The 13,139-nt window shown below is 71.7% G+C and carries 11 protein-coding genes; 3 read left to right on the forward strand and 8 right to left on the reverse strand.

All coding sequences use genetic code 11. From position 1 onward, the window contains the following. Positions 1 to 237: 237 nt before the first annotated feature. Positions 238 to 573, forward strand: coding sequence for a hypothetical protein (locus ACQRUO_RS34555; RefSeq protein ID WP_428320111.1), 336 nt, complete (start codon positions 238 to 240; stop codon positions 571 to 573). 4 nt (positions 574 to 577) lie between these two features. On the opposite strand, the gene ACQRUO_RS34560 is transcribed toward ACQRUO_RS34555, so the two are convergent. The 4 genes from ACQRUO_RS34560 to ACQRUO_RS34575 form a co-directional block, all read right to left on the reverse strand. Then, a complete protein-coding gene (locus tag ACQRUO_RS34560; protein ID WP_428320112.1) occupies positions 578 to 1,096 on the reverse strand; it encodes a GNAT family N-acetyltransferase in 519 nt (172 codons plus the stop codon). A gap of 85 nt (positions 1,097 to 1,181) precedes the next feature. Next, the gene (gene aspS / locus ACQRUO_RS34565) at positions 1,182 to 2,960 is read right to left on the reverse strand and encodes an aspartate--tRNA ligase (RefSeq protein ID WP_428320113.1); all 1,779 of its coding nucleotides are present in this window, start codon (positions 2,958 to 2,960) and stop codon (positions 1,182 to 1,184) included. Next, positions 2,957 to 4,219, reverse strand: a complete 1,263-nt coding sequence (hisS, locus tag ACQRUO_RS34570; protein ID WP_428320114.1) for a histidine--tRNA ligase — start codon at positions 4,217 to 4,219, stop codon at positions 2,957 to 2,959. Before hisS ends, aspS begins: the two co-directional genes overlap by 4 nt. A gap of 11 nt (positions 4,220 to 4,230) precedes the next feature. Further along, positions 4,231 to 4,938, reverse strand: a complete 708-nt coding sequence (locus ACQRUO_RS34575) for an MBL fold metallo-hydrolase (RefSeq protein ID WP_428320115.1) — start codon at positions 4,936 to 4,938, stop codon at positions 4,231 to 4,233. Positions 4,939 to 5,197: 259 nt separating this feature from the next. Between ACQRUO_RS34575 and ACQRUO_RS34580 the strand changes: the two genes are divergently transcribed. Continuing rightward, positions 5,198 to 5,980: a peptidylprolyl isomerase gene (locus ACQRUO_RS34580; protein ID WP_428320116.1), complete on the forward strand. Its 783-nt coding sequence runs from the start codon at positions 5,198 to 5,200 to the stop codon at positions 5,978 to 5,980. Between the two features lie 270 nt (positions 5,981 to 6,250). Beyond that, the gene (locus ACQRUO_RS34585) at positions 6,251 to 7,480 is read left to right on the forward strand and encodes a DUF349 domain-containing protein (protein WP_428320117.1); all 1,230 of its coding nucleotides are present in this window, start codon (positions 6,251 to 6,253) and stop codon (positions 7,478 to 7,480) included. Between the two features lie 81 nt (positions 7,481 to 7,561). On the opposite strand, the gene ACQRUO_RS34590 is transcribed toward ACQRUO_RS34585, so the two are convergent. The 4 genes from ACQRUO_RS34590 to secD form a co-directional block, all read right to left on the reverse strand. Beyond that, positions 7,562 to 10,066: a RelA/SpoT family protein gene (locus ACQRUO_RS34590; protein ID WP_428320118.1), complete on the reverse strand. Its 2,505-nt coding sequence runs from the start codon at positions 10,064 to 10,066 to the stop codon at positions 7,562 to 7,564. Positions 10,067 to 10,241: 175 nt separating this feature from the next. After that, positions 10,242 to 10,793 carry an adenine phosphoribosyltransferase gene (locus tag ACQRUO_RS34595; RefSeq protein WP_428320119.1) on the reverse strand — a complete coding sequence of 184 codons (552 nt, stop codon included), beginning with the start codon at positions 10,791 to 10,793 and terminating at the stop codon, positions 10,242 to 10,244. 15 nt (positions 10,794 to 10,808) lie between these two features. Continuing rightward, complete coding sequence (gene secF, locus ACQRUO_RS34600; RefSeq protein WP_428320120.1) at positions 10,809 to 11,945, reverse strand: protein translocase subunit SecF; 1,137 nt, start codon at positions 11,943 to 11,945, stop codon at positions 10,809 to 10,811. 4 nt (positions 11,946 to 11,949) lie between these two features. Beyond that, positions 11,950 to 13,139 (reverse strand): protein translocase subunit SecD (gene secD, locus ACQRUO_RS34605; RefSeq protein ID WP_428320121.1); only part of this gene is annotated, 1,190 nt, incomplete at its 5' end.

The following is a 13,139-nucleotide window of genomic DNA, read 5'->3' on the forward strand; positions in this document are numbered from 1 at the left end:
CCCGGCCGCGGGTCGCCGGCAGCGGCCGGCGGCGCTCCCAGGATCCCACCGCCGGGGCCGGGCCGCGCCCTGCCGTCGGTGCCGTGCGGCGGCCGGCCCCCAGGGCCTGGCCGTCGACCGGCGCCGAGCGGGCGGGGGTGTCCGATATCCGTTGACGCCCCGTCAGATCGGTGGTGAGAATCGACCGCGGTCCACCCGCAGCGGGTCGAACCCGCTTGATCCGAACCGAGGCCGACGATGGCAGCAGCACCGCAGCAGCTCCGGATCACGGTGCGCCCCTCGCCCCTGGCGGCCGGCTTCCACCACCTGCTCACCTTCCCGGTGGTGGAGCTGGACGGCGTCGCGCGGCGCATCGTCTGGGGCGCCCCGACCGCCCTGCCGCTGACCGGGCCGCAGCACCGGCTCAGCGTCTACTTCCGCTACCGCGGCCAGCGCAGCACCCGGCTCGGCGAGGGGCGTGCCGTGTTGGAGACCGTGGCCGCCCCCGCGGTCCTGGAGGTGCGGGCGCAGCTGGGCGTGCGCAACTCCAGCACCTTCCGGATCACCGGCCCGGGCGTCGGCTCCCGCCGGTGACCGGTCAGCTCCCGCTGGTGACCACGCCGAAAGGCTCGGGGTACTCGCAGGACCCGATCGGCGAGCCGTCGTAGGCGGCCAGCGGCAGTACCTGGAAGACCCCCTCGGGCACCTCGAACGGCCCGCTCACCCCGTGCCGGGAGGCCGGGGTGAACCCGAACCGCCCGTAGTACCCGGGGTCGCCGAGCACCACCACCAGCTTCTCCCCCGCCTCCTCGGCGGCCGCCAGCGCGGCCCGCACCACCCGCTCGCCGACCCCGCGGCGCTGCCACTCGGGCGCCACCGCGACCGGGGCCAGCGCCAGGCCGGCGCCCTCACCCACCCGCAGCCGGGTGAGCAGGGCGTGCGCCAGCACCAGGCCGTCGGCGTCCACCGCGACCAGGGAGAGCCCGGGCAGCCAGGCCGGGTCCACCCGCAGCGCGTCGACCAGGTCGGCCTCCTCCGGTCCGGGGAAGGCTGCCATGTGCACCCGTCTGATCGCGGGTGCGTCGCCCGGCTGCTCGACTCGGGTCCGCAGTTTCATTTGCCCACTCCCTTGTGGACGCGCCGCGGCCGGCGCGCTGGGCGGTTGCCGTGCGCGCCGGCCGGGGCGGGCTGGTGATGATGGGTCAGGAGCCCTGCTGGGTCTCCGACTTGTCCTTGGGCTTGGCGTCGACGCCGGCCTCCCGGCGCTGGGCCGGGGTGATCGGGGTGGGCGCGCCGGTCAGCGGGTCGCCACCGGTGGACGTCTTCGGGAAGGCGATGACGTCGCGGATGGTGTCGTAGCCGCCGAGCAGCGTGACGATCCGGTCCAGGCCGAAGGCGACGCCACCGTGCGGCGGCGGGCCGTAGTTGAAGGCGTCCAGCAGGAAGCCGAACTGCGAGGCCGCCTCCTCCTCGGAGAGGCCGATCGCGTCGAACGCCCGCTTCTGCACCTCGCGCTGGTGGATACGGATCGAACCGCCGCCCAGCTCCGAGCCGTTGAGCACCAGGTCGTAGGCGTTGGACAGGGCGCTGCCCGGGTCGGTGTCGAAGGTGGCCAGCGACTCCGCGGTGGGCGCGGTGAACGGGTGGTGCACCGCGTGCCAGCCCTGGAACTCGCCCTTGTCGTCCTCGATCGGCTCGAACATCGGGAAGTCCACGACCCAGAGGAAGGCCCACTGGGACTCGTCGATCAGCTCGCAGCGGCGGCCGATCTCCAGGCGGGCGGCGCCGAGCAGCTCCTGCGAGGCGGCCTTCTTGCCGGCCGCGAAGAAGACCGCGTCGCCGTTCTTGGCACCCGCGGCGGCGGCCAGGCCGGCCAGGTGCTCCGCGGAGAGGTTCTTGGCCACCGGGCCGCGCAGCTCGCCGGTCTCGGCGTCGATCAGCACGTAGGCCAGGCCCTTGGCGCCGCGCGCCTTGGCCCAGTCCTGCCACGCGTCCAGCTGCTTGCGCGGCTGGCCGGCGCCGCCGGGCATCACCACGGCGCCGACGTACGGGGCCTGGAAGACCCGGAAGTCGGTGCCCTTGAAGTACTCGGTGAGGTCGGTGAGCTCCTGGCCGAAGCGCACGTCCGGCTTGTCCGAGCCGTAGCGGGCCATCGCGTCGGCGTAGCTCAGGCGCGGCAGCGGGTTGGGGATCTCGTAGCCGTGCACCTCGCGCCAGACGGCGGCGATCAGCTTCTCGCCGAGGGCCAGGATGTCCTCCTGGTCGACGAACGAGGCCTCGATGTCCAGCTGGGTGAACTCCGGCTGCCGGTCGGCGCGGAAGTCCTCGTCGCGGAAGCAGCGGGCGATCTGGTAGTACCGCTCCATGCCGGCCACCATCAGCAGCTGCTTGAACAGCTGGGGCGACTGCGGCAGCGCGTACCAGTGGCCCGGCTGGAGGCGGACCGGGACCAGGAAGTCGCGGGCGCCCTCGGGGGTGGAGCGGGTCAGGTACGGGGTCTCGATGTCGAGGAAGTCGTTCTCCTCCATCACCCGGCGGATGATGTTGTTGACCTTGGAGCGCAGCCGCAGCGCCCTGGCCGGGCCCTCGCGGCGCAGGTCCAGGTAGCGGTAGCGGAGCCGGACCTCCTCGTTGACCGTGCCCGGCTCGTACTCGGCGACCTGGAACGGCAGCGGCGCGGCCTCGGAGAGCACCTCGATCCCGCTCACCACGACCTCGACCGCACCGGTCGGGATGTCCGCGTTCTCGTTGCCCTCGGGGCGGACCCGGACGTCGCCGACCACCTTGACGCAGTACTCGGCACGCAGGCCGTGCACCGACTCCAGGTCGCGGACCACGACCTGCACGGTGCCCGAGGCATCGCGCAGGTCGATGAACGCCACCCCGCCGTGGTCGCGGCGCCGGGCGACCCAGCCGGCCAGGGTGACGGTCGCTCCGGCGTGCTCCGGCCGGAGGGTACCCGCGTCGTGCGTGCGGATCACAGCTGCTTCTCCTTCAGGGTGGTGACGAGTGCTTCGAGTGCGACCGGGCTCTGCTCGCCGGTGGTCATGTCCTTGAGCTGGACGACCCCCTCGGCGAGATCGCGGTCACCGGCGACCAGGGCGAAGCGGGCCCCGGAGCGGTCGGCGGACTTCATGGCGTTCTTGATGCCCTTGACCCCGAAGGCGAGGTCGGTGGCCACCCCGGCCCGGCGCAGCTCGGTCACCTTGGCGAAGAGGACGTTCTTGGCCTCCTCGCCGAGCGCGACCGCGTACACCGAGGTGGTGGCGGGCAGGTCGAGCACGATGCCCTCGGCCTCCAGGGCGAGGTAGATCCGGTCCACGCCGAGGCCCCAGCCGACGGAGGGCAGCGCCGGGCCGCCGAGCATCTCGGAGAGCCCGTCGTAGCGGCCGCCGCCGCCGATCGCGGACTGCGCGCCCAGACCGTTGTGCGCGAACTCGAAGGTGGTGCGGGTGTAGTAGTCCAGCCCGCGGACCAGCTTGGGGTCCTCGGTGAAGGCCACCCCGGCGGCGGTCAGCAGCGCGCGGACCTGCTCGTCGTAGGCCTTGCAGTCCTCGCACAGGAAGTCGCGCAGCATCGGCGCGCCGGTCAGCTGGGCCTGCACCGACTCGCGCTTGTCGTCCAGCACCCGCAGCGGGTTGATCTCGACCCGGGCGCGGGTGTCCTCGTCCAGCTCCAGGCCGCGCAGGAAGTCCTGCAGCGCGGTCCGGTAGACCGGGCGGCACTGCTTGTCGCCCAGGCTGTTCAGCAGCAGCGTGTAGTCGCGCAGGCCGAGCGCGCGGAACGCGTCGTCGGCCAGGATGATCAGCTCGGCGTCCAGCGCCGGGTCCTCGGCGCCCAGCGCCTCGGCGCCGACCTGGGAGAACTGCCGGTAGCGGCCCTTCTGCGGGCGCTCGTAGCGGTAGAAGTTGCCCGAGTACCAGAGCTTGACCGGCAGGTTGCCGAGCTTGTGCAGGTTGCCCTGGAGCACCGCGCGGACCACCGAGGCGGTGCCCTCCGGGCGCAGCGCGAGGTCCTCGCTGCCGCGCTTGGCGAGGGTGAACATCTCCTTGGTGACGATGTCGGTGGACTCGCCGACGCCGCGGGAGAAGAGCTTGAGGTCCTCGAAGACGGGCGTCTCGATGTAGCCGTACCCGGCCCGGCGCAGCGGCTCCGAGAGCGCCTGACGGACCGCCAGGAAGGTCGCGGAGCTGGGCGGCAGCAGGTCGTAGGTGCCCTTGGGGGCGGAGAAGGTGCTCAACTGGTCTTCCGTCACATTCCTCGTCGAACGGCCGCGGGGCGCTCAGCCGCCCCCGCCGCTTGCCTGAGGTAGGGGTTGGTGGCGCGCTCGCGTCCGATGGTGGTCTGGGTGCCGTGGCCGGACAGGACCACGGTGGCGTCGTCGAGGGGCAGGCACACCCGGGCCAGCGAACGCATGATCGCGTCGTGGTCGCCGCCGGGCAGGTCCGTGCGCCCGATGGAGCCGGCGAAGAGCAGGTCGCCCGAGAAGAGAACCGGCGGGATCTCTTCCGCGGCGGGCGTCCGGAACGTCACCGACCCCTTGGTATGGCCGGGGGCGTGGTCGACGGTCAGGTGCAGGCCGGCCAGTTCCAGCACCGAGCCGTCGGTCAGCTCGCGCAGGTCGTCCGGCTCGCCGATGGTCAGCTCGCCCATCAGCTGGGCGCCCAGCGAGCGGCCGAGCGCCTTCTCCGGGTCGGTGAGCATGTACCGGTCCTCGGGGTGGATCCAGGCCGGCACGCCCTTGGCGCCGCAGATCGGCATCACCGAGGCGACGTGGTCGATGTGCCCGTGGGTGAGGACCACCGCGACCGGCTTCAGCCGGTGCTCGCGGATCATCTCCTCGACGCCCGCCGCCGCGTCCTGACCGGGATCGACGATCACGCACTCCTCGCCGGCGGCCGGGGCGACCAGGTAGCAGTTGGTGCCCCAGGCTCCGGCGGGAAATCCGGCGATGAACACGGCAGTCCTTCGGGTCGGCGGGCACTCGCGCCGTCACGGACGAACCAGCGCGCGTCGAAAAATACAAGTCCGGTGTGCAGCCTACCGGCGGTACGCCCGCGGTAGCGAACCCGATACGCGCCCGGCGGGCCGGTTCACCGCGTCCTTACCTACGAGGTCCCTACACTTGGCGGCCGGTGGATGCGATGATCCCCCGACAACATCCACACCACATCGACGCAGCTGCGGCCACGCAGCGCGACTGAGGGAGTAACGGCCGGTGGTCAGCCAGGAACAGCGGCGGCGGCAGCTCGCCCGGGAGAAGTACGAGCGCCAGCAGCGCAACCGCGTTGAGGCCGCTTCCAAGGCCAAGCGCCGCAACACGGTGATCGGCGCCGCGCTCGCCGTGGTGGTGCTGGCGGCCGGCGGCGCGTGGGCCGGCGGCGCCTTCTCCTCCGACGCCAAGAAGCCGAGCGCCGCCGCGCCGACCCTCGTGGGCAAGGGCTGCACCGCCCCGGCCCCGGGCCAGCCGAGCGGCAAGCAGTGGAGCGCCGAGCCGACGATGGCGATCGACGCCAAGGCGAACTACACCGCGACGCTGAACACCAGCTGCGGTGCGGTGACCTTCCAGCTGGACGCCGCCAAGGCGCCGCACACGGTCAACTCCTTCGTCTACCTGGCGGGGCAGAACTTCTTCGACCACACCAAGTGCCACCGGCTGGTCACCCAGGGCATCTACGTGCTGCAGTGCGGCGACCCGACCGGCACCGGCACGGGCGGCCCCGGCTACAAGTTCACCGACGAGAACCTGACCGGCGCCAGCTACCCGGCCGGCACCGTGGCGATGGCCAACTCCGGCCCGAACACCAACGGCAGCCAGTTCTTCCTGGTCTACAAGGACTCCCCGCTGCCGCCGAACTACACCCCGTTCGGCAAGATCACCGGCGGCATGGACGTGCTGACCAACATCGCCGCCGCCGGCGAGAACGACGCCAACAACCCCGGCGACGGCGCGCCCAACGCGAACGTGGTGCTCAACTCCGTGACCACCGCCAAGAGCTGACCGGCTCCACCGCGGGCGGCGGGGACGAAGATCCTTCAGAGGGACCCGACCCCGCCGCGGGAATTGGCCCGGCCCGGATGCGGACAGCACCGGGCCTGGTCGCCTATGTTGCTGTTGTATAGGGTGCCCTGACCCGCTCGCCGTCACCCTCGGCAGCCGAACCGATCGGGCGGGCGGGGACGGCGGACCATCGGTTCGCCGCACATTCAACTGTGGACGACGGGCTCGCACCGCCGAGCGGTGGGCGACCCGTCATGTGGAGGAGGCGCTGTGAGCAGCGACCCGTGGGGCCGTGTCGACGAGCAGGGGACCGTCTACGTGAGGACGGCCGAGGGCGAACGCGTCGTCGGCTCCTGGCAGGCGGGCTCGCCGGAGGAGGCCCTCGCCTACTTCGAGCGCAAGTACGAGGGCCTGTCCGCCGAGATCGGCCTGCTGGAGCACCGGGTCCGCAAGACCGACCTGGCCGCCAAGGACGCCCAGACCGCCCTGGACCACCTGCGCGAGCAGGTCACCGAGGCGCACGCGGTGGGCGACCTGGCCGCGCTGGTCGGCCGGCTGGACACCCTGGCCGGCGAGATCGAGTCGCGCCAGGTGGCCCGCAAGGAGGCCCGTGCCAAGGCCGCCGAGGAGACCCGCACCGCCAAGGAGGCGCTGGTCACCGAGGCGGAGCAGCTCGCCGAGTCCACCCAGTGGCGGGAGGCCGGCGACCGGCTGCGCGCCCTGGTGGACACCTGGAAGGGCCTGCCGCGGCTGGACCGGAAGAGCGACGACGAGCTGTGGCACCGGTTCTCGCACGCCCGGTCGGTCTTCTCCAAGCACCGCAAGGCGCACTTCGCCCAGCTCGACGCCGAGCGGGACCGGGCCCGGGCGGTCAAGGAGCAGCTGGTCACCGAGGCCGAGGCGCTCTCCGACTCGACCGACTGGGGCGACACCGCGGCCCGCTACCGCGACCTGATGGCGCAGTGGAAGGCCGCCGGGCGGGCCCAGCGGGACGCCGAGGACGAGCTGTGGGCGCGGTTCCGCGGTGCCCAGGACGTCTTCTTCCAGGCCCGGGCCGCGATCTTCACCGAGCGCGACGCCGAGCACGCCGAGAACCAGAAGCTCAAGGAAGCCCTGCTGGTCGAGGCCGAGGCGATCCTGCCGATCACCGACCTGAAGGCGGCCAAGGCCGCGCTGCGCGAGGTCAACGAGCGCTGGGAGGCGATCGGTCACGTGCCGCGCGACGCCCGGCCGAAGCTGGACGGTCGGCTGAACACGGTCGAGCGGGCCGTCCGCGAGGCCGAGGAGGCCGAGTGGCAGCGCTCCAACCCGGAGGCCAAGGCCCGCGCGGCCGGCATGACCGGGCTGCTGCAGGGTGCGGTGGACAAGCTGAAGGCCGACCTCGACAAGGCCCGCGCGGCCGGCAACGAGGCCAAGGCCAAGAAGCTGGAGGGCGAGCTGGCCGGCCGCCAGGCGCTGCTCGACCAGGCGCTGAAGAGCCTGCAGGAGTTCAGCGGCTGACCCGGCCGATCGGCTGAACGTGAGAGGGGCCCCACCGCCGCGGCGGTGGGGCCCCTCTCACGTGTCCGATTCCCGGAGGGACTACTTGCGGGCCGAGGTCACCCGGTAGACGTCGTAGACGCCCTCCACCCCGCGCACCGCCTTGAGCACGTGGCCCAGGTGCTTGGGGTCGCCCATCTCGAAGGTGAAGCGGCTCATCGCCACCCGGTCGCGCGAGGTCTGCACCGCCGCCGAGAGGATGTTGACGTGCTGGTCGGAGAGCACCCGGGTGACGTCGGAGAGCAGCCGGGAGCGGTCCAGCGCCTCCACCTGGATCGCCACCAGGAAGACCGAGGACTGGGTCGGCGCCCACTCGACCTCGATCATCCGCTCGGGCTGCTGGGTCAGCGAGTCCACGTTGACGCAGTCCGCGCGGTGCACCGAGACGCCGTTGCCGCGGGTGATGAAGCCGACGATCGGGTCCCCGGGCACCGGGGTGCAGCAGCGGGAGAGCTTGACCCAGACGTCGTCGACGCCCTTGACGATCACCCCGGGGTCGCCCTTGGCGCGCCGGCGGCGGGCCGCCCGGTTGTCGTGGGTGGGGACCGTGGCGGTCTCGGCGAACTCCTCGGTGGCCCCCTCCTCGCCGCCGAGCGCCTGGACCAGCTTCTGCACGATCGACTGCGCCGAGACGTGGCCCTCGCCGATCGCCGCGTAGAGCGAGGAGATGTCGGGGTAGCGCATCTCGTGGGCCAGGGTGACCAGCGAGTCGCCGGTCAGGATCCGCTGGATCGGCAGGCCCTGCTTGCGCATCGTGCGGGCGATGGCCTCCTTGCCCTGCTCGATCGCCTCCTCGCGGCGCTCCTTGGAGAACCAGGCCTTGATCTTGTTGCGGGCCCGCGGCGACTTGACGAAGCCGAGCCAGTCCCGGGACGGGCCGGCGCCCTCGGCCTTGGAGGTGAAGACCTCGACCGTGTCGCCGTTCTCCAGGGTCGACTCCAGCGGCACCAGCCGCCCGTTGACCCGCGCCCCTATGCACCGGTAGCCGACCTCGGTGTGCACCGCGAAGGCGAAGTCCACCGGGGTGGCCCCGGCGGGCAGCGCTATGACGTCGCCCTTGGGCGTGAAGACGAAGACCTCGTTGTTGGACAGGTCGAAGCGCAGCGACTCCAGGAACTCGCTGGGGTCCTCGGTCTCCTTCTGCCAGTCCAGCAGCTGCCGCAGCCAGGCCATCTCGTTGACGGCGCCGGCCTTGTCCTCCTTGCGGACCTGGGTCGGGGTGTCGGTGCGCACCTTGGAGGCACCGGCCACCGCGCGCTGCTTGTACTTCCAGTGCGCCGCGATGCCGTACTCGGCCCGCCGGTGCATGTCGAAGGTGCGGATCTGCAGCTCGACCGGCTTGCCGCCGGGACCGATCACCGTGGTGTGCAGCGACTGGTACATGTTGAACTTGGGCATCGCGATGTAGTCCTTGAACCGGCCGGGGACCGGGTTCCACCGCGCGTGGATGGTGCCGAGCGCCGCGTAGCAGTCGCGTACCGTGTCGACCAGGACCCGGATGCCCACCAGGTCGTAGATCTCGGCGAAGTCGCGGCCGCGGACGATCATCTTCTGGTAGACCGAGTAGTAGTGCTTCGGCCGACCGGTCACCGAGGCCGAGATCCGGGCCCCGCGCAGGTCCGCCTGGACCTGGTCGATCACGGTGGCCAGGTACTCGTCCCGCTTGGGCGCGCGCTCGGCCACCAGCCGGACGATCTCGTCGTACATCTTGGGGTAGAGGATGGCGAAGGCCAGGTCCTCCAGCTCCCACTTGATGGTGTTCATGCCCAGCCGGTGCGCCAGCGGGGCGTAGATCTCCAGCGTCTCGCGGGCCTTCTTCTCCTGCTTCTCCCGCTTGAGGTACCGCATGGTGCGCATGTTGTGCAGCCGGTCGGCGAGCTTGATCACCAGGACCCGGGGGTCCTTGGCCATCGCGACGACCATCTTGCGAACCGTTTCGGCCTGCGCCGCCTCGCCGAACTTGACCTTGTCCAGCTTGGTGACGCCGTCCACCAGCAGGGCGACCGAGTCGCCGAAGTCCTGGCGCAGCGTCTCCAGGCCGTAGTCGGTGTCCTCGACGGTGTCGTGCAGCAGCCCGGCCATCAGGGTCGGGGCGTCCATCCCGAGCTCGGCCAGGATGGTGGCCACCGCCAGCGGGTGGGTGATGTACGGGTCGCCGCTCTTGCGCTTCTGGCCACGGTGCCAGCGCTCGGCCACCGCGTAGGCGCGCTCGATGTCGCGCAGCAGCGCCGGGTCGGCCTTCGGGTCACCGGCCCGGATGGTGCGGAAGAGCGGCTCCAGGACGGGGTTGAGCACCGCCGTGCGCTGCCCGCCGAACCGGGCCAGCCGGGCCCGCATGCCGCCCGAGGAGGAGCCCGGGCGCAGCGCGGGCGCGACCGCGCGCGCCAGCGAGGAGCCGGACGCCGAGCGGGCCGGCGAGGCGCCGGCCGGGGCGGGCGACGGGCCGGTGGGCGCGGGCGACTGGCCGGCCGGCGGCTGGGCGACCGGCTGCTGGCCGGACGACGTGCTGCCGGAAGCGGCTGCCGTGGGCACTACCTCGTCGGGCAAGGACACTCCTCGGTACGCACCGGATGAATCCCCATGGTACCGAGCGTGACCCGCAGGTGTTCCGCCGCCCGGGTGCTGACATGCCGGGAGCGGCGACCGCGTCCGCGATCGCCGCTCCGGGTACGTCTGCGGGTCCTCCGTCCGGGTGAAACCGGAGCGGGTCGGCCCGGCCGCCTCAGACCGTGACCAGGGTCTCCAGCGGCGCGCCGCCCAGATGCGGCAGCAGCCGCTCCCGGCCGGACAGGAAGCCCAGCTCCATCAGCACCACCACCCCGACCAGCTCGGCCCCGGCGCGCTGCACCAGGTCGAGCGAGGCCGCGATGGTGCCGCCGGTGGCCAGCACGTCGTCCACCACCAGCACCCGCTCACCGGGCGCGAAGGCGTCGCACTGCACCTCCAGGGTGGCCGAGCCGTACTCCAGGTCGTAGGACTGCGCGAACACCTCGCCGGGCAGCTTGCCCTTCTTGCGGATCGGCACGAAGCCGAGCCCGGCCGCGAAGGCCGCCGGCGCCGCCAGCACGAAGCCGCGCGCCTCCAGCCCGACCACCTTGGTCGCCCCCAGCGCCGTGGCCCGCTCGGCCAGCGCCCGGGTGAGCGCGCCGAAGGCCTCGGCGTCGGCCAGCAGCGGGGCGATGTCCTTGAACAGCACCCCGGGCTTCGGGTAGTCGGGCACGTCCTTGATCCGGCTGGTGAGCAGCTCGGTCAGGGCGGTGTCGGCGGCGGTCACAGGCGGTCCCTCGGGTCAGTGCTTGCCGGACGGACGGCCCTTGCCGCGGGCCCGGCCGATCGGCTGGTTACGCTGCCCGACCATACCGGCCGCGACACCGGCGACCTCGTCGGCGGAGTCCTCCACCGCGTCGGAGTCGTCGCCGGCCGCGCGGGCCTCGGCCGCCGCCTTGGCGGCCTTGGCCTCGGCCGACCGGCGCTGGGCGACCCGCTTGGCGAGCGCCCGCATCTCCGGGGTCTGCTCCTTGAGCTGGGCGAGCAGCGGGGTGGCCACGCAGATCGAGGAGTAGGCACCGGCCGACAGGCCGACGAAGAGCGCCAGCGAGATGTCGTTCAGGGTGCCGGCACCGAGCAGGCCGCCACCGATGAAGAGCAGCGCCGCCACCGGCAGCAGGGCCACCACGGTGGTGTTGATCGAGCGGACCAGGGTCTGGTTGAGGCCCGCGTTGGCCGCCTCGCTGTAGGTGAGCTTGTTCTGCTTCTCGATCCCCTTGGTGTTCTCCTTCACGGTGTCGAAGACGACGACCGTGTCGTAGAGCGAGTAACCGAGGATGGTCAGGAAGCCGATCACGGTGCCCGGCGAGACCTGGAAGCCGACCAGGGCGTAGACGCCGATGGTGATCAGCAGGTCGTGGATCAGGGCGACCAGGGCCGCCACCGCCATCCGCCACTCGAAGGCGATCGCCAGGTAGGCGGTGACCAGGATCATGAAGACGACCAGACCGGTGAGCGCCTTCTGCGAGATCTGCTTGCCCCAGCTGGGGCCCACCACCTGGGTGTTGATCGCGCTCTGGTCGACGCCGAGGTCGGCGGCCAGCTTCTGCTGCACCTCGGTGGAGGGCATCTTCTCGTTGGAGCTGACCTGGATCCGGATCTGGCCGTCACCGGTGGCCTGCACCTGCGGGGTCGAGTCGCCGATCACCTTGTCGATCGAGGACTGCGCCTGGGAGATCGACAGGCCGGGCTTCTTGACCGTGTAGACCGAGCCGCCCTTGAAGTCGATGCTCAGCTGCAGGCCGATCACGGTCAGACCGATGAGCGCCGCCGCGGCGATCACCGCGGAGATGCTGTACCAGATCTTGCGCCGGTTGACGAAGTCGAAGCTGATCTCGCCCTGGTAGAGACGGTGGCCGAGATTGCTGAAGCGTGACACGACGTCAGGCCTCCTTGACGGCGGCGGAGGTGGCGGGGCGACGGCGGCCGCCGCGCACCGGCGGGCGGGCGCCCAGACGCTTCGGGTCCAGACCGGACCACGGGTGACCGTCGGAGAAGAACTTCCGGCGCGCCAGCAGGGTGATCATCGGCTTGGTGAAGAGGAAGATCACCACGACGTCGAGCAGCGTGGTCAGGCCCAGCGTGAACGCGAAGCCCTGCACCTTGCCGACCGAGCAGATGTACAGCACCACGGCGCAGAGGAACGACACGAAGTCGGAGACCAGGATGGTGCGCCGGGCCCGCGGCCAGGCGCGCTGCACGGCCGGGCGCAGCTGGGCGCCCTCGCGCACCTCGTCGCGGATCCGCTCGAAGTACACGATGAAGGAGTCGGCGGTGATGCCGATCGCCACGATCGCACCGCAGACCGCCGGTAGGTTCAGCGCGAAGCCGATCCCGGTGCCCAGCAGGGTCATGATCGTGTAGGTCAGGATCGAGGAGACCACCAGACCGGCGATCGACACCAGGCCCAGGCCGCGGTAGTAGATCAGCGAGTACGCGATGACCAGCGCCAGACCGATCGCACCGGCCAGCAGACCGGCGTGCAGCTGGTCACCGCCCAGCTGCGGGGTGACCGTGGTCATGTCGCTCTGGTTGAAGCTCAGCGGCAGCGCGCCGAAGCTCAGCACGTTGGCCAGGTTGCTGGCGTCGCTCTGGGTGAAGCTGCCGGAGATCACCGCGTTGCCGCCGGTGATCGACTGCTGCACGTACGGGTGGGAGACCACCTTGCCGTCCAGCACGATGGCGAACTGGTTCTGCGGCTGCGGCAGCGCGGCCAGCTGGCCGGTGGTGCTGGCGAAGGCGCTGGAGCCCTTGCCGTTGAAGGTCAGCTGCACCTCCCAGCCCGCGCCGTTCTGGGTGTCGTAGCCGGCGTTGGCCTTGGAGACGTCGGCGCCGTTGACCGCGACCGGGCCGAGCGCGAACTTGTTCCAGAGACCCTGCTCCTTGTCGTAGGAGCAGGCGACCGCGGGCTTGGCCGGGTCGCTCTGGTAGTCGATCCGCTGGGTCGAGTTGGAGCAGTCCAGCGCGTTGAACTGGTTCAGCAGCTCCGGCGGGACGCCCGCGGCCGGGTTGGCGGCCGGCGGCAGCGCGGGGGCGCTCGGCGCGGCGGAGCCGGCGGCGCTGGGCGCGGCCG

The organism is Kitasatospora sp. LaBMicrA B282 (assembly GCF_050325825.1).
In the GTDB taxonomy this organism is placed as follows: Bacteria; Actinomycetota; Actinomycetes; order Streptomycetales; family Streptomycetaceae; genus Kitasatospora.